Origin of the sequence: Lysinibacillus xylanilyticus (genome assembly GCF_001708185.1) — a bacterium.
GTDB classification, from domain to species: domain Bacteria; phylum Bacillota; class Bacilli; order Bacillales_A; family Planococcaceae; genus Lysinibacillus; species Lysinibacillus xylanilyticus_A.
Genome location: NZ_MDDN01000001.1, coordinates 1 through 21,549, shown reverse-complemented (window position 1 = coordinate 21,549; position 21,549 = coordinate 1). Strand labels below are relative to the sequence as shown.

At 35.3% G+C, this 21,549-nt stretch carries 26 protein-coding genes; 18 read left to right on the top strand and 8 right to left on the bottom strand.

Annotated features, from left to right (window positions below):
- Nucleotides 1-175 precede the first annotated feature (175 nt).
- A complete protein-coding gene (locus BFJ97_RS00105) occupies nucleotides 176-2,080 on the top strand; it encodes an endonuclease MutS2 (protein WP_068982631.1) in 1,905 nt (634 codons plus the stop codon).
- A 44-nt stretch (nucleotides 2,081-2,124) separates the two neighbouring features.
- Here BFJ97_RS00105 and BFJ97_RS00100 read toward each other — a convergent pair whose 3' ends face one another.
- Nucleotides 2,125-3,378 carry a helix-turn-helix domain-containing protein gene (locus tag BFJ97_RS00100; protein ID WP_068982630.1) on the bottom strand — a complete coding sequence of 418 codons (1,254 nt, stop codon included), beginning with the start codon at nucleotides 3,376-3,378 and terminating at the stop codon, nucleotides 2,125-2,127.
- 148 nt (nucleotides 3,379-3,526) lie between these two features.
- Between BFJ97_RS00100 and BFJ97_RS00095 the strand changes: the two genes are divergently transcribed.
- Entirely contained in the window at nucleotides 3,527-4,813 is a 1,287-nt protein-coding gene (locus BFJ97_RS00095) for an MFS transporter (protein ID WP_068982629.1), read from the top strand.
- Between the two features lie 385 nt (nucleotides 4,814-5,198).
- Here the strand turns inward: BFJ97_RS00095 and BFJ97_RS00090 are convergent, their stop codons facing one another.
- The 4 genes from BFJ97_RS00090 to BFJ97_RS23350 form a co-directional block, all read right to left on the bottom strand.
- Nucleotides 5,199-5,915, bottom strand: coding sequence for a LutC/YkgG family protein (locus tag BFJ97_RS00090; RefSeq protein WP_068982628.1), 717 nt, complete (start codon nucleotides 5,913-5,915; stop codon nucleotides 5,199-5,201).
- Nucleotides 5,915-7,336 (bottom strand): LutB/LldF family L-lactate oxidation iron-sulfur protein, encoded by a 1,422-nt coding sequence (locus BFJ97_RS00085; RefSeq protein WP_439097991.1) that lies wholly within the window; start codon nucleotides 7,334-7,336, stop codon nucleotides 5,915-5,917. Before BFJ97_RS00085 ends, BFJ97_RS00090 begins: the two co-directional genes overlap by 1 nt.
- 21 nt (nucleotides 7,337-7,357) lie before the next feature.
- On the bottom strand, nucleotides 7,358-8,074 hold the full coding sequence (locus tag BFJ97_RS00080; RefSeq protein ID WP_068982626.1) for a (Fe-S)-binding protein: 717 nt from the start codon (nucleotides 8,072-8,074) through the stop codon (nucleotides 7,358-7,360).
- A 222-nt stretch (nucleotides 8,075-8,296) separates the two neighbouring features.
- Nucleotides 8,297-8,467: an FCD domain-containing protein gene (locus tag BFJ97_RS23350; RefSeq protein ID WP_139114346.1), complete on the bottom strand. Its 171-nt coding sequence runs from the start codon at nucleotides 8,465-8,467 to the stop codon at nucleotides 8,297-8,299.
- A gap of 228 nt (nucleotides 8,468-8,695) precedes the next feature.
- Between BFJ97_RS23350 and BFJ97_RS24460 the strand changes: the two genes are divergently transcribed.
- The 4 genes from BFJ97_RS24460 to BFJ97_RS00065 are packed head-to-tail and all read left to right on the top strand — an operon-like array spanning nucleotide 8,696 to nucleotide 10,492.
- Nucleotides 8,696-8,836: a hypothetical protein gene (locus BFJ97_RS24460; RefSeq protein WP_175401646.1), complete on the top strand. Its 141-nt coding sequence runs from the start codon at nucleotides 8,696-8,698 to the stop codon at nucleotides 8,834-8,836.
- Between the two features lie 5 nt (nucleotides 8,837-8,841).
- Entirely contained in the window at nucleotides 8,842-9,552 is a 711-nt protein-coding gene (locus BFJ97_RS00075) for a cytochrome c biogenesis CcdA family protein (protein ID WP_068983465.1), read from the top strand.
- Nucleotides 9,553-9,586: 34 nt separating this feature from the next.
- Nucleotides 9,587-9,964: a response regulator gene (locus BFJ97_RS00070; RefSeq protein WP_083226857.1), complete on the top strand. Its 378-nt coding sequence runs from the start codon at nucleotides 9,587-9,589 to the stop codon at nucleotides 9,962-9,964.
- Nucleotides 9,965-9,997: 33 nt separating this feature from the next.
- Entirely contained in the window at nucleotides 9,998-10,492 is a 495-nt protein-coding gene (locus BFJ97_RS00065; protein ID WP_068982625.1) for a CcdC family protein, read from the top strand.
- Between the two features lie 198 nt (nucleotides 10,493-10,690).
- Here BFJ97_RS00065 and BFJ97_RS00060 read toward each other — a convergent pair whose 3' ends face one another.
- Nucleotides 10,691-11,119 carry a DUF2621 domain-containing protein gene (locus BFJ97_RS00060; RefSeq protein ID WP_068982624.1) on the bottom strand — a complete coding sequence of 143 codons (429 nt, stop codon included), beginning with the start codon at nucleotides 11,117-11,119 and terminating at the stop codon, nucleotides 10,691-10,693.
- A 121-nt stretch (nucleotides 11,120-11,240) separates the two neighbouring features.
- On the opposite strand from BFJ97_RS00060, the gene BFJ97_RS00055 reads away from it, so the two are divergent.
- The 5 genes from BFJ97_RS00055 to BFJ97_RS00040 all read left to right on the top strand — a co-directional run bounded on the left by BFJ97_RS00055 (nucleotide 11,241) and on the right by BFJ97_RS00040 (nucleotide 13,861).
- The gene (locus tag BFJ97_RS00055) at nucleotides 11,241-11,456 is read left to right on the top strand and encodes a DUF1659 domain-containing protein (protein WP_068982623.1); all 216 of its coding nucleotides are present in this window, start codon (nucleotides 11,241-11,243) and stop codon (nucleotides 11,454-11,456) included.
- Between the two features lie 14 nt (nucleotides 11,457-11,470).
- Nucleotides 11,471-11,695, top strand: a complete 225-nt coding sequence (locus BFJ97_RS00050) for a DUF2922 domain-containing protein (RefSeq protein WP_068982622.1) — start codon at nucleotides 11,471-11,473, stop codon at nucleotides 11,693-11,695.
- 66 nt (nucleotides 11,696-11,761) lie between these two features.
- A complete protein-coding gene (locus tag BFJ97_RS23345) occupies nucleotides 11,762-11,884 on the top strand; it encodes a YvrJ family protein (RefSeq protein WP_083226856.1) in 123 nt (40 codons plus the stop codon).
- A gap of 193 nt (nucleotides 11,885-12,077) precedes the next feature.
- Complete coding sequence (locus BFJ97_RS00045; RefSeq protein WP_068983463.1) at nucleotides 12,078-12,974, top strand: helix-turn-helix domain-containing protein; 897 nt, start codon at nucleotides 12,078-12,080, stop codon at nucleotides 12,972-12,974.
- 278 nt (nucleotides 12,975-13,252) lie between these two features.
- Complete coding sequence (locus tag BFJ97_RS00040; protein WP_068982621.1) at nucleotides 13,253-13,861, top strand: hypothetical protein; 609 nt, start codon at nucleotides 13,253-13,255, stop codon at nucleotides 13,859-13,861.
- 193 nt (nucleotides 13,862-14,054) lie between these two features.
- Here the strand turns inward: BFJ97_RS00040 and BFJ97_RS00035 are convergent, their stop codons facing one another.
- Nucleotides 14,055-15,239, bottom strand: a complete 1,185-nt coding sequence (locus BFJ97_RS00035; RefSeq protein ID WP_068982620.1) for a hypothetical protein — start codon at nucleotides 15,237-15,239, stop codon at nucleotides 14,055-14,057.
- A 169-nt stretch (nucleotides 15,240-15,408) separates the two neighbouring features.
- The gene (locus tag BFJ97_RS24455) at nucleotides 15,409-15,564 is read right to left on the bottom strand and encodes a hypothetical protein (RefSeq protein WP_175401645.1); all 156 of its coding nucleotides are present in this window, start codon (nucleotides 15,562-15,564) and stop codon (nucleotides 15,409-15,411) included.
- A 648-nt stretch (nucleotides 15,565-16,212) separates the two neighbouring features.
- On the opposite strand from BFJ97_RS24455, the gene BFJ97_RS00030 reads away from it, so the two are divergent.
- The 7 genes from BFJ97_RS00030 to BFJ97_RS00005 all read left to right on the top strand — a co-directional run bounded on the left by BFJ97_RS00030 (nucleotide 16,213) and on the right by BFJ97_RS00005 (nucleotide 21,153).
- Nucleotides 16,213-16,710: an AAA family ATPase gene (locus BFJ97_RS00030; protein ID WP_068982619.1), complete on the top strand. Its 498-nt coding sequence runs from the start codon at nucleotides 16,213-16,215 to the stop codon at nucleotides 16,708-16,710.
- A 430-nt stretch (nucleotides 16,711-17,140) separates the two neighbouring features.
- Nucleotides 17,141-18,085, top strand: a complete 945-nt coding sequence (locus BFJ97_RS00025) for a DNA/RNA non-specific endonuclease (protein ID WP_068982618.1) — start codon at nucleotides 17,141-17,143, stop codon at nucleotides 18,083-18,085.
- Between the two features lie 83 nt (nucleotides 18,086-18,168).
- Nucleotides 18,169-18,681: a hypothetical protein gene (locus BFJ97_RS00020; protein ID WP_139114345.1), complete on the top strand. Its 513-nt coding sequence runs from the start codon at nucleotides 18,169-18,171 to the stop codon at nucleotides 18,679-18,681.
- Between the two features lie 351 nt (nucleotides 18,682-19,032).
- Entirely contained in the window at nucleotides 19,033-19,188 is a 156-nt protein-coding gene (locus BFJ97_RS24450; protein ID WP_169786300.1) for a hypothetical protein, read from the top strand.
- Between the two features lie 102 nt (nucleotides 19,189-19,290).
- A complete protein-coding gene (locus BFJ97_RS00015) occupies nucleotides 19,291-19,860 on the top strand; it encodes a dihydrofolate reductase family protein (RefSeq protein ID WP_068982616.1) in 570 nt (189 codons plus the stop codon).
- 309 nt (nucleotides 19,861-20,169) lie between these two features.
- Nucleotides 20,170-20,298 (top strand): hypothetical protein, encoded by a 129-nt coding sequence (locus tag BFJ97_RS25350; protein WP_302621775.1) that lies wholly within the window; start codon nucleotides 20,170-20,172, stop codon nucleotides 20,296-20,298.
- A 174-nt stretch (nucleotides 20,299-20,472) separates the two neighbouring features.
- Nucleotides 20,473-21,153 (top strand): CPBP family intramembrane glutamic endopeptidase, encoded by a 681-nt coding sequence (locus BFJ97_RS00005; RefSeq protein ID WP_068982614.1) that lies wholly within the window; start codon nucleotides 20,473-20,475, stop codon nucleotides 21,151-21,153.
- Nucleotides 21,154-21,549: the final 396 nt, after the last annotated feature.

The following is a 21,549-nucleotide window of genomic DNA, read 5'->3' as shown; positions in this document are numbered from 1 at the left end:
ACTATTTGTTGAGGTGCCCCAATAAAGGGGAGGGCAATCGCCGTAGCCTTTGTGAAACTTCACATAGTGCTTCACTCTAACCTTTGATGTAGAGCCAATAAAAAATCATTGCTATCTAATAAGTAGGTATCTTCATGAATGATGATGAAAAAAATCATAGTGAGGAGAATCAATAATGAATCAAGCTACTCTTGAGAAGTTACAATACAATGAATTAAAGGATATCGTAAAATCATACTGTGTCAGTGGATTAGGTAAACAGTTATTAGATAAATTAACACCGAGCCCCAATTTAACAGTTGTTAAAAATCGTTTGAATGAAACGACAGAGGCACGAGCAATTTTAGATGCGGAAGGCCATGTCCCGTTTTTAGGCGTTTCGAATATTGACAATACGATTAAAAAGCTAGAGAAGGGTATCATCTTAGACCCAAGTGAATTGGTGAGCATCTCAGACTTTTTACGAGGCTGTAGAATAATTAAAAAATTTATGCTGGAAAAGGAATTTTTTGCGCCAGTACTTGCATCCTATGCCAATTCGATGGCTGAATTTAAAAGTGTAGAAGAGGAAATCAATTTTGCTATTAAAGCAAATCGAGTTGATTCGGCAGCTAGTAGAGAACTAAAACGTATCCGAAATCATATCGAAACAACTGAGGAAAAAATTAAAGACCGTTTATCTAAATTTTTAAATAGTAGTGTCAATAAAACATATATCCAGGAATTCTTTATTAGTAAAAAGGATGATCGATACACAATCCCTATTAAGGCTTCTTATAAAAATCATGTGCAAGGGACGGTAGTAGAGGTTTCATCTAAAGGTGCAACGGTCTTTATGGAACCAAGTGCAGTAGCTAAATTAAATGTAGAGTTGAGTATTCTAAAAGCAGAGGAAGCGGTCGAGGAATATCAAATTTTGGCGACATTATCAGGGCTCTTGATGGAAAATATCCGTGAAATCAACATTAACATGGAGTTGATTAGTCAATATGATATGGTGTTTGCCAAAGCCAAGTTTAGCAAGCATATTGGAGGCGTCGAACCGAGCTTAAATGATGTTGGCTATATTAAGCTCGTCAATTGTAAGCATCCATTGTTAACAGGTGAGGCAGTGCCACTTTATTTTGAAATTGGCCAAGATTATCGCAGCTTAATCATTACAGGGCCTAATGCTGGCGGAAAAACCGTTGTGTTAAAAACAATTGGCCTGCTATCATTGGCGACAATGTCGGGCTTCCATATTGTTGCGGATAAAGTTACTGAAATAGCTGTATTTACGAATGTTTTTGTCGACATTGGTGATAATCAAAGTATCGAAAATGCACTTAGTACATTTTCATCGCATATAAAAAATCTTTCAGATATTATGAGGGCATCCAATAATAATACGCTTTTACTATTTGATGAAATCGGCAGTGGTACTGAACCAAATGAAGGGGCTGCATTAGCCATTTCCATTCTAGAGGAATTCTATCATATGGGTTGCATAACAGTGGCAACTACTCATTATGGTGAAATTAAACGTTTTTCTGAAATGCATAGTGATTTTATGAATGCGGCTATGCGCTTTAATAGTGACACATTAGAACCGTTGTATCAATTAATCATCGGAACGTCTGGGGAAAGTAATGCGCTGTGGATTTCCAAAAAGATGAATATACACGATACAGTTTTACAAAGAGCGAAAGGCTATATTGACAATAAGGATTATCATCTTGAACGAGTAAATGACAGTAAAATCAGGAAGCCAAAAATTGAGCAAGAGAAAACAAAAGTAAAGTATGAATTTAAAAAGGGCGACCGTGTGAAGCTGTTGGATCATGATGACGTTGGAATTGTTTATGAAGAAATGGATAATTTCTATAATGTTGTCGTGTTCTATGAGAGAGAATTCATCAAGGTAAATGTTAAGCGACTAGCATTAGAGCTACCAGCAACAGAATTATACCCAGAAGGATATGACGTAGAGACATTGTTTGTGGACTATAAAGAACGAAAGCTACAGCATGATATTGAGCGTGGTTCAAAAAAAGCACTACGAAAAATTCAGAAGGAAATAAGAAAAGATAAATTGAGCTAAAAACAGGGATTGCACATAAGTGTTAAATGTGCAATCCCTTTAATTTATTGAAGCGAATTAATTTGTGCTTTAATGGCAAAATACGTTTCCTCAATTTTTTGTTTATAAGGAAGATCGATTAAATCTTGAGAATCCAAATAGGCCATTTTGGCAATTTCATAGGCAGTTGTTAACTCACCGAAATGTACATAGCAAAGTGCTTTATAGGAAAAGCACTCATTTAAACTTAATATGTCAAATGGATGTGAAATGAATGGGGGAACGTTTGTAAAATGTTCAAATGCTTCTTTCGCTTCTTCATATTGACCTAGTAAATATAAGGATTTTCCTTTTTCTGAATAGTAAAAGTTTTTATCGAGTTTAATTGAAACCTCCTCATGCATAAGCGTTCCAAAACGTTCTATTTCCTCTAGTGCCTGCTGATAGTCGTGAATGTAACTGTTATAATAGTGCGCACGTAATCCGAAAATATAAGCGTCGACATCTACTTGTTCGACAAAAATCCGGTACTGCTCAAGCTTCTTCAACATATGCTCTACTTGCTCGAAATCATGGTCAAGCATGGCACAAAACGCCCCAAAACGATACATATCATCTATATAAGAGTAAAATTGATTTTTATGTGCATTGGTAATGGTCTCGTTAATGAGTTGTTTACCTGCTTCAAGTTCGCCAATTGCTACCTGAAAAACGCAAATATAATAAGCCATTTTCACGTCATCCCGCGAATCTAATTGAAAATTTTCCTGCTCTGCCTCTTCTTTCGCCTGTGAAATACAGGAATAAGCCGTTTTGTATTTTCGATTTTCTGATAATATACCCAATTGTAATATATAGGTTTCAAACCAGTGACTTAGTAAATTAATTTCTTTAAACATCATACGTGACTCTTGAAGAGGTGACTCCCATGTCGTTAATCCCGCAAAATATTGTGCTGCAGCGTATATATACAGTAAACGACCTCCTTCATAACTAAGCGGAAGCTCTTCTACATAAGGCTTAATCATCTCGACGATTTGCTGCGCATTATCCGTATCACTAGGTTTTAATTCCGCATACAAAATTTCTAACTGCTCTAATAGTTGACGTAGCGAAGATGGTGTTACTTGTTCTAGTAATTCACTGGCCTTTACGCCTAAACGTTCTGCTATATATTCAAGACTTTCCATCGAGGGCTTGGCCTTATCATTTTCAATTTGACTTAGCATACCTTTTGTTAGACGATCACCGGCAAGTGCCTCTAATGTTAATTTTCGTTCTTTTCTTAATTTGCGAATTCGTGTGCCTAAAGAGTCCACTGCCTCGTCTCCTTTTTATTATAAGTAAATACAACTATTTTGTTTAATTATATTAAACTTTTTCTTGCGTGAAAAGTGGGAGCTGTGTTATATTTTGTTTAATATAATTAAACTTTTTAATTTAGTTAAAAATACGGAGGGGTTTTGGATGACTGAAGCGGAAAAATATAAAAAGGCGACGTATCATTTATGGACATTTACAGCTAGTAAAATGATTTCTATGCTTGGGGCACATGTGCTGGCATTTGGGTTCAGTTTGTATATTTTAGCTATGACGGGGTCAGCAACGAGCTTTGCGACGAATATGATTTGTTCTATTTTACCACGAGCACTGCTAGCACCAGTGGCTGGTTATGTAGCGGATCATTATTCGAAAAAGCGTACGATTCTAATGGCACAAGCTGGTACCATTTTGACAGTAGGGGGCTTACTTCTTTATACAGAAACAGTTGGAATGTCAGTTTATGCTATTTATGTGACAACAATATTCAATACGATTTGCTCTGCCTTTTCAGGTGTAACGTTTTCATCTTCCATTGCAACTTTGGTTAACCCAGAACGGTTACAAAAAGCAATGTCATTTAATCAATTGTCTACGTCTGTGGCTATGATTGGTGGACCGGTAATTGGGGGAATGTTGTACGGATTTTTCCCAATGGAAGTATTTTTAATCATTAATATGGTAGCATACGCGCTTGCTTTTTGCTTAGAATCGACAATGAATTTTAATCTGTATAGTACAAGAGGGGAAGAGGTGAAAAAGGAAAAAATTTGGGCAGGGCTTGTTAGTGGTTTTCATTATATTAAGCAACAAAAAGTCATTAAAACAGTCATGTGGATTTCACTATGGATTAATTTGTTTTTCTCCGCCATCGTTGTTGGAGGGACGTATATTATTATTGAATTACTAAAAGTAAAATCAACTCATTTTGGTTTTATTGAGGCATCAGGTGCAGTTGGTATGTTAGTTGCCTCCCTTTACTTCGCTACACGGGCAGAGGTTAAAGTGCCACTACGTTTCTCTAAAATCAGCTTAATACTGTTGGCAAGTAGTTTAGGTTTGGCTGTTGTTCCATTGGTTTCAAATTTTTCTTATTTAGGAGTTGTTACTTTTTACATTGTGATTTATTTTATATTCGCTATTTTTGAAATGGGGATTAACATGCCAATTGGTGTTTATATGCAAAAGCTGATCACAGAAGAATATCGTGGACGTGTATTTGGACTGATGGAAACAATGGCAATGTCCATGATGCCGATTGGTATGATGATTTTTGGCTTCTTGTACGATACATTACCAGCAACGGTTATTTTACTTGTCACGAGTGCAATTATCGTGACGATAGCGTTAGTTATGCTGCGAACATCTGTCTTAAAAGAAGCTCACCCAGAATTTTATGAACAAAAGTTAGGAACGGAGAGTGTAGCAAATTAATATCCTACGTTGAAGGTAAAGGGGGTCACCACGTTTGCGAGGCTTATCAGCGATAAAAGCAGTTTTATCAGCGATTCGTGAGATTTATCAGCGATAAAAACAATTTTATCGGCGATTATTGAAAGTTTATCAGCGATTCGGAACCATCCATCAACGAGATGATTCGTTTTTATCTTATTAAGATAACGAAACCAGGCATTTCTTCAACGTGAAGTATGCCTGGTTTATCTTCATTTAGTAAAACTTTCACCTCTGAAAAGGGTAAGATCAATGCAAAGATGGTTCCTATTGGTGTGTGCTCAATGCTGAAATAGAGGATAAGAACGCCGAGTCCTGTGGCAATTTACCTGCGCGACAGCGGTAATGACGCCAAGGCGAAATTGATTTACCGATCCTCAATCACAATATAAGTTGCTTTAATTGGTCCATGTACACCTATGACTGGAATCATTTCGATATCCGCCGAGTTACTTGGACCTGTTATAAAGTTGATGCAGGAGGCAATTTGTTCTCCATTTCTTATTTTTTCACTAATGAACCGAGCGGCTTGGGTCATTCGTGGAACAATTGTACTTTTCGGAATCAAAATAATAGAGTTTTCTGGTAAAAAGCTGACTGATCTACCTTTATCCTTGCTACTAAACAGTACAGCAGTTCCTGATTCTGCTAATGTTATTTCACTAATCGTGATGCCAATGTTAGCTTTTTCAGCCTGGCGGATATTTTCCTCTGGTTGGGCAGAGTCCCATTCGTACAGTTGAATATTCGCTTGTGGCCACTGCTCAGTCATTAATGATGAAAGTCCATAGCTTTGAAAACGCTCGTCCTTCCACGTTATAACAGAATGACCCCCATAATTTTCAACTACTTTTTGTAATGCATCTGAGAGATTAGCTGTATTTGTTTTAAGGATTTCCGTATCAATGTATTGGCATTGATTAACTAACACCTCTACTAATTCATCTTTTGTTGCACCTTTTAGGACGCGATCTTGTGGTTGATATTGCCATGTTGGTCGTGTAAGTTCTGTTTTTGGGGCGTGCCCAAGCTTTTGCGCGATTTTTGATAAAAATAGATCTCTATTTTGAATGCTACCTGCCATTATTCCTCGCCTCCTTTTTCATGGTGTTTAAACCAGTCACGGAAACGATCTTTATTTGGAGCGGGAAAATCTCTTGCTTCCGTCCATGCTTTTAGTGGACCTGGACCATTTGAAATTTTATGATCTTTTGTAAATGGGTACATTGCTGGTGATGCCATTTTTGTCGCCATTTTATATAAGGTAGGGGAGGAAGCACCTAAACCAAAGGCCTTCATTAATAGTTTTTCCGATATAGGCGCTTTTCCTTCGTTTTCAACAATTACTTGGCGATGTCTAAGAATAAGCTGATGTAATGGAATTTTGACAGGACAAGCATCGGTACAAGCTCCACATAAAGTGGAAGCATACGGAAGCTCCTTAAAATCATCATAGCCCCCTAATAACGGTGAAAGAATGATACCTACTGGCCCTGAATAGATAGAGCCATACGTATGCCCGCCAATATGACGATAAACAGGACAGACGTTGACACAAGCTGCGCAGCGAATACATTGTAAAATAGGCTGGAATTCACTGCCTAAAATATCCGAGCGTCCATTGTCAACGATTACTAAATGGAATTCCTCTGGTCCATCAGTGTCACCCTCATCTCTGATTCCTGTTAATGTTGTAATATAGCTTGTTAGCTTTTGCCCCACAGCGCTTCTTGTTAATAACCCTACTAGCACTTCCATCTCTTCGAAGGTGGGAACGATTCTTTCCATTCCCATTACGGTAATTTGTGTTTTAGGCAAAGCTGTTACTAAATCTGCGTTCCCTTCATTGGTAACGAGTGTAATTGAGCCGCTTTCTGCAATAGCAAAGTTACAACCTGTAATGCCAATATCTGCTGTTAAATATTCATTCCTTAATTTTTCACGTACATAAAGGGCTAGTTCCTCAGGTTTTTCTGTTTTCTCATAACCTTGCTTTTCTTTAAAAACGTCACGAATCTGCTCCTTATTTTTATGCAATGCCGGTACAACGATATGAGATGGCGGCTCGTGATCGTCTACTTGCAAAATGTATTCACCAAGATCTGTTTCAATGACTTCACACCCTAGCTGTTGTAAAGCGGCGTTTAAATTAATTTCCTCCGTGACCATGGATTTCGATTTCACGATTTTAGTAGCATTTTTCTTTTTTGCGATACGTTGAATATAGTCTGTCGCTTCTTTCGCTGTTTGCGCAAAGTAAACATGCCCACCTCTTTTAGAGACATTTTCACTCAACTGATATAAGTAATAATCTAAGTTGGCAAGCACATGCTTTCGAATTTCCTCTCCATGTGATCGCCATTCTTCCCAATGACCTAGCTCTTCAGCTTGTTTTAGCCTACGTGTTTGAAAGCGTTCTTGTGCGCTTGACACAGCTCCACGCATAAAGGTATTTTCTAATTCTTTCGTTAATCGATGTTGAAAGTCTTCATCACTTGTTTTCATTGACAACTCTTTTACCCCCTTTTAGCGGCAGTTTAATACTTCCGCAATATGCATGACTCTAATAGGCTTTCCTAGTCGATTCAGTCGCCCACCAATATTGATTAAGCAGCCAGCGTCAGCACCGATTAGAATGTCTGCCCCTGTTTCGTCAACATTCTGTACTTTTTCATTGACCATTTCTCCTGAGATATCGCCCATTTTTACCGAAAATGTTCCACCAAATCCACAGCATCGTTCTTTCCCTGGAAGTTCTACATACTGTAATCCTTCGACATGATTTAATAGTTTAAATGGTGCTTCCGTAACACCGAGCAGTCGTGTCATATGACAGGAGGTATGATAAGTAGCTTTGCCCTCTAAACGCGCGCCTACATCCTCGATCTTTAATACATCTACAATAAACTCTGTAAACTCATATGTTTTATCCGCTAATGCTTGGGCTTTCGGCTCCCAAACAGGATCTCCCTTAAATACTTCTGCATATTCCTTAAACATAAAAGCACAGGAACCAGAAGGGGAGACAACATATTCGGCATGTTCAAAGGCTGTGATCATTTTCTTCATGGCGTTTTTAGATTCTTTTACATAGCCACTATTGTAGGCAGGCTGTCCACAGCAAATTTGATTTTCTGGAAAGTCAAGGTCACAGCCGAGTCTTTCAAGAACTTTGACAACAGCTTTTCCTACATCTCCTTGAAACATATCAACTAAACAAGTTGCAAATAGAGTTACTTTAATAATAATCGCTCCTTCGTGTCTCCATTTCCGTTATAAACAACGAATCAACAGGTCATCAGATGACTTAGTGGGTAATATATTGCTACTACATCTTATGAATTTCATAAAAGGCAATGCTCCTATTATAAAAACTAGGCAGTTGCTGTAATTTTATCCTGTAAAAAATCAGTGGGAATGAAGTAACCCCACTGATTAAAGCTTCACTTTATAGATTCGGTCGTTTCAAAAACCTTCTCCATTACATAAATGCGAAGCCATCGCATGCTTTGCTAGCTCCTCATTTTGCTGTTTAATTGCGAGGGAAATTTGTCGATGTTCATCATACAGTTTTTCACTTGTTATATTTTTAGAGTATAACCAAATTCGGCGTGTTTCTTTCATTGTTTCAATCATGAAGTTAGAGACCTGGTCTACTATTGTTGAATTCGGATGAGTATGAAAAATGGTTAAACGTCAGTGTGTACTATTCAACTAAAAGCTACAAAAAACCTTACTGCATGAACGGTGGGAGTAGTCACATAAAATGATATGTAGAATTATGGTGAATTTTGTTGACAGATAATACGAGGGGGGCGCATAATGCATAAGTACATTAACAAATACACCTTGGTGTAATGGCGTTTGAAAATTATATTGGGTATGATAGATGCTGGAACTTCACTTTTTCAACACCTTTTTGTCAAGAAACGTTCACAAACAGAGAGGGAGCAATTTACAGTGATTTTTGGTACGATGAAGGCAGTAACTGTAAGGAGCGAATGAAAAATATGGAAACTGATATTAACGTATTTTTAGCTTTCGGTGCAGGGTTTTTAAGCTTTATTTCACCGTGTACCCTTCCACTGTATCCAGCATTTTTATCATACATAACAGGTATGACATTAGATGAGCTAAAATCGGAACGAGGCATGATGCAAAAGCGTGCTATTTTGCATACATTATTCTTTTTATTAGGATTTTCAATTATTTTTATAATAATTGGACTAGGTGCATCATATGCAGCAGAGTTTTTCCTAAATTATCAAACATTATTACGTCAGGTTGGTGCCATTTTAATCGTTGTATTTGGTTTAATGATTGTAGGATTACTACAAATTGACTTTTTAATGAAGGATCGAAAATTCCAATTTAAAAATAGACCATCTGGTTATTTTGGATCAATATTAATCGGTATAGCTTTTGCGGCGGGCTGGACACCATGTACAGGTCCAATATTAGCGTCGATTATTTCTTTAGCAAGTGCAAATCCAAGCTCAGGCTTTAGCTATATGTTAGCTTACTATCTAGGCTTTGCGATTCCATTCTTCGTGTTATCTTTCTTTATTTCACGAATGACGTGGATTCGTACACACAGCCAAAAAATTGTGAAAATCGGCGGTTATATTATGATTGTCGTTGGGGTATTGTTATTCTTTGATGGATTAACGTATATAACACGCGTTTTACAGCCTATTTTTGGTGGATTCTCGGGCTTTTAATCTACTAAACTAAAGAGACATACCGTACTTTAACGTGGAGGGAGATGAACATGTGCCTACAGTTCTAGTAGTAGATGATACGCTATTTATGCGTGTTGCAATAAGTAATATGTTAACCGAATGGGGTTATGAGGTAGTCGGTCAGGCTGCCAATGGTAAAGAAGCTGTAGCTATGTATCGTGAGTTACAACCAGATCTTGTAACGATGGATGTAACAATGCCCGTTATGACAGGTATCGCAGCAGTAAAAGAAATCATCCCTGAATTTCCAAATGCAAAAATAATTATGATTACGGCTTTAGGACAACAGAAGTTAATCGTGGAAGCGATTGAAAGTGGTGCGAAGGATTTTATCACAAAGCCTTTCGAGCCAGCAAGATTAAAAGCTGTAGTTGATCAATTAATTGGATAAAATTATTAATTTGACATTAGAGGAGGAATTTTTATGTTTAGCAATATCCCTTCTCAATATTATGTTATAGGTTCAACTATAATGGCTATTGTTATGGGTAGCTTTGTCATGGTTTTACGTATGCGCGCATCCAAGAAACCAACAAATGAGAAGAAAATTATCATTCCACCTATTGCGATGTCTTCAGGTGCGGTAATGTTTTTATTTGAACAATTTCGAGTGTCGCCTATGGAGATTCTGGAGGCGTCAGCAGTCGGTATTTTGTTCTCGACAATCTTAATCGCCACTTCTAAATTTGAAGTAAAAGGGCAAGACATTTATTTAAAACGTTCAAAAGCATTCGCTTTTATCCTAATAGGGTTATTAATATTCCGTATTATTGCAAAAATGATATTAAGTAGCTCCATTGACGTTGGCGAATTAGCAGGAATGTTCTGGATTTTGGCATTTGCCATGTTAGTCCCTTGGCGAATCGCAATGCTGATCCAGTTTAAAAGAATTAAAAAGACCATTCCACTGAAGGATTGATAATAGAAAACTACACTAGAGGTTTAGTCTAGTGTAGTTTTTTTGTTTAGAGTTAGTTTTTTATTAGAATCGAGTGAAAGAAAGGGGCTAAATCTTAACTATCCAATTCTATCAGGATGAATATTGAAAAACTTTTTGTATGATGAAACTTCAAGAAGGATAGTAAAAACGCTGCACAGATTTTTGTGCAGCGTTCCCTTAATTAAATAGATGTTCATATGGAGCGATGTCAATTTGCATTTCATCTAATTTTTTGCGTAAAAATTTATGGTCGCGCTTAGGCGTTGCTTGAATATAGCCACGAATAATCAAATCATGGTTAATGGTAGATGCTTTTTCTTCTAAAGCAAGCTCGCCAATTTTTCCTGCTATTTTTTCCTTTGCTACTTGTCTAAATAGCTCAGGTACAGGGCTTACAAGTTCATATAAAAGCTCTTTCTCAGGTTGTCCCCATAAATGAATGGTCTTATCTAAATAATACTCTTGCCAATCTAAATCAGATTTACCGTCTTGCTTCGGTAAAGCCTTTAAAAATTTGCGGAACATAAAAAATCCGCCTATCCCCATAAACGTAATGAGCACAACTACCCAAAATAGGATAAACCATAAAAACCAACCTTCTAACAAATCGTTCACCTCTTTGCCTTCTCTCCCTCTATTATAAAAGCTTAAATAAAAAAATTCATCCTTAATGTCCCTTTTTTAGCAATAAGTCTGTATATATTGTGTAAGAAAGGAGGTGATCCTCATGGCAAATGTCAATTTCTTAGGTGCAACTTTTCGCTTAAAGTATGTCACTGGACACAATGATCAAAATGAGCCAATGTTCACAACTCAAACGTACCGTAATTTAAACGGCTCGCATACGGCAGAGGAATTAGTAGCAGTAGCTTCTGGAATTGCCAGTCTTTCCTCGCACAAACTAGATAGTATTGTAAAACAAGAAACAACAGATTTATCCTAAAGGAGGGAAAAACGATGACACAAGTTTTAGAGCTGCAATTTGAAACAGCAACAGGGAAGACAGCAACGATAGTGATTGATGCACCGAAACCGAAAGTAACAGCGGCAGAAATTCAAAAGGTAATGCAAACGATCATTACTAAAAATGTTTTTGGTGGACAAGCTGGTGCTCTGGTTGCCATAAGCCGGGCACGAATCGTTGATCGACAAGTGACGGAATTTAAATTAGAAGTAGAATAATCAAGAATGGTCTTTGCAGAATGTTCTGCGGAGACCATTTTTAGCAAAAGTAGAGGAGGAATTCACATGGAACAGTGGTTAAACATGATATCGGATGTCGGCTTTCCTATCTTAGTGTCGTTTTATCTACTACACCGGGTAGAAGTTAAACTGGATGCTATTCATGATGCACTTGTCTCCTTAAAGTGAAATGGATTTGTGGAGGACAAAGCGCATAGAGAACGTCCCGTGCATTTCTATAATTGGATAAATGAGCGTGATAGCCTTCCACAATCAATAGGTAGTAGACCATCATTTGATAACTGGTTGGAATGGTGATTTTTTATATACCTGATTGAATGCTGGATGAGACCAGGAACAGGATGAAAGTGAGGTGAAAACGATGGCATTTGAATACTTAGCAACTTATAAAACATTTGAAACAGTAGCAGATATGGATAAGAGTGTGGAGGACCATATGGCGGCACATTATTATGACCTTACAGAATCAGAACGTGCCATCGTTTTCAAGTTAGCTTCACACAGTTTGGAACATCCAGGAGTGTGCCACTTAAAAGCAAGTACCATTGCTACAGCATTGGAGATCAGTACAAAGACAGTTTATCGAGCTATTTCAAAATTGGAATCGCTAGGCATCGTAAAAAAAGAAACGACTGTAAGAAGTAAAGGTGGTCAAGGTGCAAGCATTTATATCATTTTGCCTTACAATGTCTCACCGTCAATGTCCGACCGTGAAAATGCTGAAAACCCATGTGAGAGTAACGTTTGTCCTTCACAATCTGAAAACCAATCTTTAAACTCTTTTAATCTTTTAAGTTCTAAACAAGCAAATAATAATGTATGTGAATTAGAAAATGAACTGGCTTTGCAAGCTGAAAAGAAAAAAGAATACATGAACGAGTACCAGGAGATGCTATTTGATTTCATGAATAGCTTGCCATTAGCAGATAACTTAAAAGATGAATTGTATAAATGCGTATTGGCTACTCAGTTTCAAAGTGCAACTGACTTCATTCAAGCTAAAAATGTTCTATTCAAAATCGCTATGGATATTAAAGAGGGTGTACTAACTGTTTCTAGTACATTAAGAGCCGTGTTTGTAGGGGCTTACTGTAAGGCTGTAAAGCGTTTAAATAGTAAGACGATTAATCCATTAGCTGGGGAGGACAAAGTGCATAGAGAACGTCCAGTGCCATTCTATAATTGGTTAAATGAACGTGATAGCCTTCCACAATCAATGAATATTAGACCAACGATAGATAATTGGTTGGAATGGTAGAAAGGGGAATAATTTATGAGTCATTTTGAATACATGAAACAACAGGAGCAACTAACTATATTTGATTTTCTTTCTTCCGTGAATCGGACCATGGACTGATTGTGGACCGAAAGCCTTCCACATTTGTTAGTAAAGCTGTTGAAAAGAAGAAGACTAAAGGAGCAAGTAAGAGGGGTTACATTGTACGAAAAATATCATTACGAGCCTCTATCATATGGAGAATAATTATATTTTTTGAAACAATTTCAAATCATTTACGTATAAATAGGTAATACATAATGAAAGGTTTGATAGATTTTATGTTAGTTGAAATAAAAGAGGCTTTCCTTTTCATATTGGACATCTATAAAGGAAATTTACCTCAACCTGATTTATATTTACTTGGAGTAACTATGGTTATTCTGTCTCTTGCTGAAATTATTCAAGAAATAAGAACAAAACCAAGTGAAAGTAAAAAATGGGGTATTGTATATTTAAAATGGATTCCCATCTCATTCTTAATTTGTTCTATCTATTTATCCGGTTTTTATTTTATTGTAAATATGTTTAATAATGTATTTTCGACACCTGAAGTTTTTCATCAGCAACAAAGTTTACGCTCAATTGCGATAATGTCTTTAACTATGGCGAGCGTTGCTTCTTTAATTGTTTCCGTTTGGAAATTAAACACCTGGTTTAAAGCTAAAAATGTCTTATTTCCCTTTATTATTAATTCATTGTTTATAGTTATCGGTATGTACATAATAAATATTACTTGGTATGAAATTATTAAATTACCATTATGGTGTTATGGATTAATTGGAGTGATAAATACAATATTTATGTACTTTTTATTATGGGAAGAGGAAGAAGAATTGGACCAAATGCAAAGTAACAATATACAATAATTCGCATAATCAAACTGTGTATATGATAACCATAAAATGACCACTCCGTGTGATGGGTGGTCTTTTTGTTATTAACTGTACCCTAAATTCTCATGGTTTTATACCCATATTTATATGTATATATTGTGTAAGAAAGGGGTTAATCCCTAATCATTGTTTAATGACTTTTAGGATAACCCCAAATTTTTACTGGTTAATGCTGTGGAAGATAGTCTTGGCCGTTTATCGTTACTTTAGAAGCTGATATAAGAATTTCTTTATTTGCTTCAAAATATGGGTCTAAAATATTGTGAAATGCTTCCCATTTTGCTTCAGTTTTTTCTTGTTCTTTTTCATCAAGAGCTAAGATTTCTTCATAAAGCTGTTTTAATTGCTTGCTATCAACTTCACTCACTTCAAATTCAAAGTCAGCCATGTATTCTTCAAATGTTTGAGGCTTTTCGAATTGTTTTAAAAGTCCATAGAATTCTTCGTGTAGTTTATCATACATCTCATCATTTTCAACTTTTAATGCTTTTTGTAAATCCTCATGAAGAGTTTTTAGTTTGGCTAAAGTTTCAGCGGGGATATCTAATAATTCCGTGACTTCCATATAGCTATCCATAAATTCTTCAAATGTTTCTGGCGGATTTAGTTCGTCTAAATATGGTTGAAGTATTTTATAAAACTCATCAAGTTTTTCATTAGCTTTTTCTTCATCACCACTTTTTTCAAGCTTTACCCATTCGGTATAAATAGCTTTAAGCTGTGTAGTATCGTTTTCTTTAATAACGATATTTTTCTCATTAAATCCGTAATCCTGTATAAATTCGTCGAAAGATTGTGGTTGCCAAGCAGCTAAATAATATGGCTTTGTAATTTTATACATTTCTTCGTGAATTGTTTCTATTTCTTCATATTTCTTTTCAATCTCTTCTTCAGTCGCTTCTTTTTCTATTTCAGCTGACACCTCTTTTTTTAGCTGTTTGATTTCATTAAACATTTTTTCTAATTTTGTTAAATCTTCTTCTGTTACCTCTTTAGGTAAGCCTTTTTTAAATACGTCAAACGTGTAAAAGTCGGAATAATTCTCTACTAAGCTACCTTCTATAGAAATTTCTTGTCCTTCTACTAAATTCATTTTTTCTAATTGCTCATCTGAAAATTTAAATAAACTGATGAAGTAATTTTTACCATCTCTCCCCTTAAGGATCATTCCATCGCTCTCGCTGTAGATGTCTTTAATAGTTCCTGTAATTTTTTGTTCAAGTTGAACGGTAATACTGCTATGATCTGTTGTTTCTACTGATGCAGCTCCTGCTTGAAGTGGTGTCAGAACAGCCATTCCTATTGTAAGTGCAGAGGCAACCATCCAAGTTTTTTTAATCGGTTTTTTCATATGTATTTCTCCTTTTTTTAAAAAAATAGTTTTTACCAATAAATGGACGATTTGCCATCTAAAAAGTTCGTAGTTTTATAAATAAATTAGTTTTTTTAATTAAATAACCAGAAAAAAGACCACTCCGAATGGGTGGTCAAAAGAATAAAACACTAAATAGCAGCCTTAGTTATAACGAAGTTGATTTACTTTTTTTCGCATTTCTAACGTCTCCAGGTGGGCGAGTGGGTTCAGTATGTTCATCACGCACATTAGGTTTTTTAATATTTGATTGTTTTGTTGACTCGTCTGTTGCAAATTCTGTATCTTTTTTATCCCTTTTCATTTCGACACCTCCTAAAGATATTATTTAACTTAACTAATAAAATATACTTTGTTTATGAGTGGTCTAAAAACGAGGTAAACAAAAGGTATATAGTCATAAACCGTTGATATATCAATGTTTTAGTATGTCCTCCTGAGACGGATCAAGGTTCAAATAGAACAAGTTTGAACCAACTGAAAAGCGCTTCAAGTCCTTTAATATCAAGGATTTGGGGTACTTTTCCTTTTTTGAGAATACGTAAATAGGGTTCCTAGAAAGGGCAGTTTCACGATGAATATTCATAATGTAGGTTTATATAAAAGTTTGATTAAAATCATCTCACCTCTTGTATACGGATAATAAAGTTGTTTAATTTACAATAAAGTCGTTTGAAAAATAATAAATGGATTTAAAAATGTGAGTTAATTAATTCAACAAACGGGACATATTCTTGAATAAAGGTTAAAATAAGCAGGTCTTAGGGGGTGTTAATATCCTAAAACATTAAAAAATTTAATTTAAAATTAAAGACCCGATTTAGATATTGAATATTTAAAACTGAATATTCATACTAAAAAAAGACAGTTACTATTACTAATAACGTAGGTTGTAAATTTAGTATTACAAGGTGGGGCAACAACCAATTTAATAAGCCCGGAGGAATAGAATATGAAACAATTGGGGACTCTATACTTTTTCTGTGGAAAAATGGGAGCAGGAAAATCAACTAAATCAAAACAATTGGCTATAGAAAAACATGCGGTACTGTTATCTGAGGATGAATGGCTTTCATCTCTTTATCCCAATCAAATCACATCATTTGAGGATTATCTAAAATTTTCAGCGCAGCTCAAGCCGATGGTGAAAAAGCTTGTCCAAAACATATTAAGTGTTGGTACAGATGTAGTGATGGATTTTCCAGGTAACACTCAAAAACAGCGAAAGTGGTTTTTGGATATAGCATCAGAGGTCAATGCAAACCATCAACTAATTTTCCTTAATTTAAATAACGAGCAATGCTTAAGTCAAATTGCACAAAGGCGTAACGAACAACCCGAAAGAGCAGCTTTTGACACGGAGGCGATGTTTATTCATGTTACTAAATTTTTTGAAGCACCAGAAGCATCCGAGGGTTTAAATGTTTTAGAGTTTAATAGAAAAGAATAACAAGGAGTTCAACATAGCGTTATAGTACCAGAAAAATAATTTGCTGAACTAACCCGCCAATAGAAACCCCTTTGGAATTCGACAATCAGCTAATAGAAGCTAACTGTTATTTAGTTATCGGGCGCGTTTATTTAGGAACGCGTCTTTTTCTTTTAAAGGGCCATATTATTTGAATAATACATGTTAATGAAATACGGTTAGTGTTTATACTTGAAACCGTTCCCACAATTTTTTATATTTGAAAAATATAATGCAATGGACTCTACTAATCTTTATTGGAATTTAACACTACATACTTCGAAATAAAGTATCTACTGTTATAAAATTAATATTGTATTATACTATTTTAAATAGGTTAACAATGTTAATTTATGTTTTATTCAAAGATCTCTAGAACGATCAGTAAAAAAATAGTACGAGGAGTCCTAAAATGAAAAAGAAAATAAACTATTTAATCTTACTTTTAACTGCCATCTTTACAGTTGGTTGTACTAACGTAGAAGATGTATCGAATACTGATGGGAAAGCTGATTCACAAGAAGTAACTACAAAAAATAGTGAAAAAGAAAAAACTACGACTGAAAAACAAGTAGTAGAGGAAACATCAACTCAATCAAAAGATCAACTGTTCAAAGGTTACAAACTAATTGAAGTTGATGGTGGTGATTTGTCTGGACATCGCGAACCTAACGTCGTCGTTGACATTGGTTTTGGGGACCGAGAGTATTGGTCCTTTACGAATGAACACGGGCAATTAGTCCGTGTCATTGCTAACGAAATCGTTCTACAAGATGATCGTACCGAACCTGTAACATCGTCTGGCAGATACTACGCTGATGAAGCAAAAGTTCCTGGTGTCGAAAGAGCAGATTTAGATGAAGGACATATTATTGCAGATTCTCTTGGTGGGGTATCAAATGCTTATAATATTACGCCACAAGATAGTACGCTTAACCGACATGGTGATCAAGCGTATATGGAAGACGCTATTCGTAAAGCTGGTGGAGCTACTAATTTTGAAGCAATAATCACATATCCTAATACGGAAACGCAGATTCCTTCTCATTACAAGTACACTTACACTTTAAAAGGGAATAAAATTGTAGATGAGTATGATAACGGCAACCCTGATGAAATAAATAAATCTCTAGGATTAACTGAAAGTAAATCAACTAACTCAAATAAGTCAACAAGTTCTAATAAGTCCAATGCTTTGAATGGCACTGAAGATATTTCTAGCGTGGATACAGATGGAAATGGTCAAGTAACGATTAAAGAAGCAAAAGCAGCAGGTTATAGCATGCCAATATCGAGTGATCACTGGTTATACCCATATATGCAAGATAATGATAACGACGGTATGGTAGGGGAATAAGCACCTAGAACTCCAGGCAAAGTAAATGAATGAAATAAACGGATGACTTTAAAGAAACAATCCGGCGCGATTGTGGTAGAACCATGATGAGTGGCACAGATGAATCTTTACGCCCCCAAAAAAGTCGTATTACGATTTTTGATGAGCCTATTATTTGTAATTTTTGTACACATAATGTGTTTATTCCTTATGAAATATATGTAAATGTTGAACAGCCAGGTATTGGTGTACGTCATGTTCGATACATAGCAATTTGTCAGCATTGTGGTCAAGCGAAAAATTTTAGCGACCCTAGCTATTACGATGCCGAAAATGATACTTTCATTTGGGCATTGAATCAGTATTTAATTTCCGTTAGAGAATATAAGATTAAAATTATATTTTATATCGGGAAAAGAAGTGATGATAAATTAACGGCTTTTCTAAATAAGCTTATTGAACAAAATATAGAGGTAGAAAATGTTCATCGAGTAAAAACTGAAGTAATAGTACTAGCAACAATATCTAGCCTAAATGAAATACAAACGGTTAGGTCTACAATAATGAATTCTGCGATGCGATTAAATGTAACGATTAAGAACTTAATCATTAAATAAGATTCTAATAGGTCTTGATAAATTATAGAAACTTATAAGGTAATTATACAATTCAATTCAAAATAACCTCCCATTCAATTGAATGAGGGGGTTATTTTGGCTACTAATGATTGTTATGTTCCCTAATGAAGCTTGGGAACAACTCAAACAGCGACAAACACTGTTAAATCACTGTTTGTCGCTGTTTTTTATAGAAAATAACACTCTGAGACGCTGCGAAAAATAATTTTAAAGAAGACTGTTCGATCCACTTGTTCTGAATGGCGATAACCTATAAATAGAATCTCAATGAAATGTACCCAAAGGACGCTTTTGGAATGTTAAACTTTAATTACACGAGGGGGCGAAAAAATGGATTATACTAAAATCTATAATGAGGAACTGATTGCCTTAGTAAAAGAGAAAATAAAGTCAGTCGGTGAAATTAAAGCTGTGAAATTTTTGAGAGAGCAAACAGGTATGTCCTTAATACAGGCAAAAAAATTTGTAGATTTTTGTAAAGAATAGACATAAAAATTAGAGTCATACAATTGGGCGCAATTCTTGAAGGTAAATTGTGCCTTTTCAGCAACTGGTCCAGATTCTTGAACAACTAAAGGAGGGAAAATAATGTCCTATGAAGTAGGAACAAGAAAAATAATTTTAGATTTAGCTGTTTCCCTAGACGGATTTATTGAAGGGAAAAATGGTGAAGTTGATTGGTGCATAATGGACCCTGAAATGGAGTTTACTAATTTCCTAAATCAAATTGATACAATTTTGTATGGAAGAAAAAGTTACGATTTATGGGGACAATATACTCCAACAACTGGGGCTCCTGATGACGAAAAAGAAATGTGGGAGTTGGTTCACGGCAAGGAAAAATATGTGTTTTCTAGAACGCAAAAAGGGTCTGACAGTAAAGCAATATTTGTAAATGAAAATATTCCCGAGGAAGTAAATAAATTAAAGAATACTCCTGGTAAAGACATATGGTTATACGGTGGGGCAAGTCTCATCACGACTTTTATTGATTTAGGGCTTGTCGATGAGTTTAGATTATCTGTTCATCCTGTAGTATTGGGAGAGGGAAGACCGTTATTTGTTGATATAAAACAAAGATTGAATTTAAATTTGATGAATACAAGGACTTTTTCCTCCGGAGTTGTTCAACTAATCTACCATTCAAACAGAATTTAAATATCATTTGGGGATACCAGACTATAAATTTCATTACTACAGCAAACGGGCGCAATTCTTGAAGATGAATTGTGCCTTTTCAGCAATAGGGCCATTTATTTGAATAACTCCTTTTGGAAAATTCGATTTTGTTGAAATTTGGGTTTAAGTTGTGAAGTAATGTACTTAAACTAAAGGGGCAGTGTTCTACTCAGACGAACCACTCCTGCTTTAGTGGTACTGCTTGGTCATTATTTCATTGTCAGTCCATTATTGAGAGATTTTTTACCCAGTATTAAAAATTATTTTCCGGATACGGCAGGATATTATATGTATATGCCGCCTTCCTCTGATGAAATAAATTTCCTTACACCAATGCAAGGGACAGGTGTTTCAATGTTATGGACACTGATCTTTATTACAGTAGCTATTGTATTTTACCGTAAACGAGATGCCTAAGTTTAGGTTTTACCATTTATACAAAATAAGGAAATTGATTTATAGAGATGGAGAAAGAATCATTCCTTCATTACCTGTTGTTGAGTAATAATATAGTTCTTTAATTATAACGTTCCTAAATGCAAGCTTGGTAAATATTCAAAAATAGGGAATAACTCATTAATGGAGGTAGAAATGGAATCGCAATTAAGTGTTGAAAGTAAAGTGAAAAATAATGATGTAAAAACAATGATAGGGTTTCTACTCATATTTTATTTGGTATGGACAATTAAAGAATTATGGTTAATTGACTACATTTATTCGTTCGGTGAAATAATCTCCCCATTATTAGAGGCGTTGGTTAAGGGGTTCGTATGGATTGTTCCAACTTGGTTATACATAAAATATTATTTACATACTAACCCATTTGACTACTTAAGAGTGAACGTTAATGTTAAAAAAGGTTTATTTTGGGGAGTAGTTCTTTCACTGTTAGTTGGCTTATATTTTGCTTTTGAAACATATATCATTAATCAGCAATCATTTCAATTTTCATTATCCATTGATGATTACCTTAATGGTTTTCTTATGGCAGGGCTAGCCGAAGAAATTGTTTTCAGGGGATTAATTTTACAAGAAATCAATAAAAAAATGGCTTTTTGGAAAGCAAATATTGTAACTGCTTTACTATTTTTGGTCATTCACTACCCAATTTGGATTTACAATGCTGGATTCTATGATTTCTTTATAGCTGGGACCCATATATATGTTTTTGCAATAGGTTTACTTTTTGGTTTTGTCTATAAAAAGACTGGTTCATTATGGTCGGTTGTGTTGTTGCACGCATTTCATAATTTTTTCGTTACTATTATTTAGTGAAAAAATATATTATTAATTAACTAAAGTGGTGCTTTAGTGCAACTAGGATTTATAAAGTATACAAAATAAACACAATAAACGTTCCCAAATGAAAGTTAGGGAATAACCCCCCCATTCAGTTGAATGAGGGGTTATTTTGGCTGCTAATGATCAGTATGCCCCCAAACCGCGCTTTGGGAAGGTTGTTATTTTCCAAGTTTTTAAACCCTGAATTTGTTATAATTATCTAATATATAGAAAAATTAATTGTTCTATTTACTTAATACTGATGTTAGTCTAAATAATGGACACAGAGAATTGGGAGTTTATAAAGTATAATAATCTTAACAATTTACTAGGAGTGTCTAAGATGACAAAACGAAAAAGTTATGACAAAGAATTTAAATTAGAGGC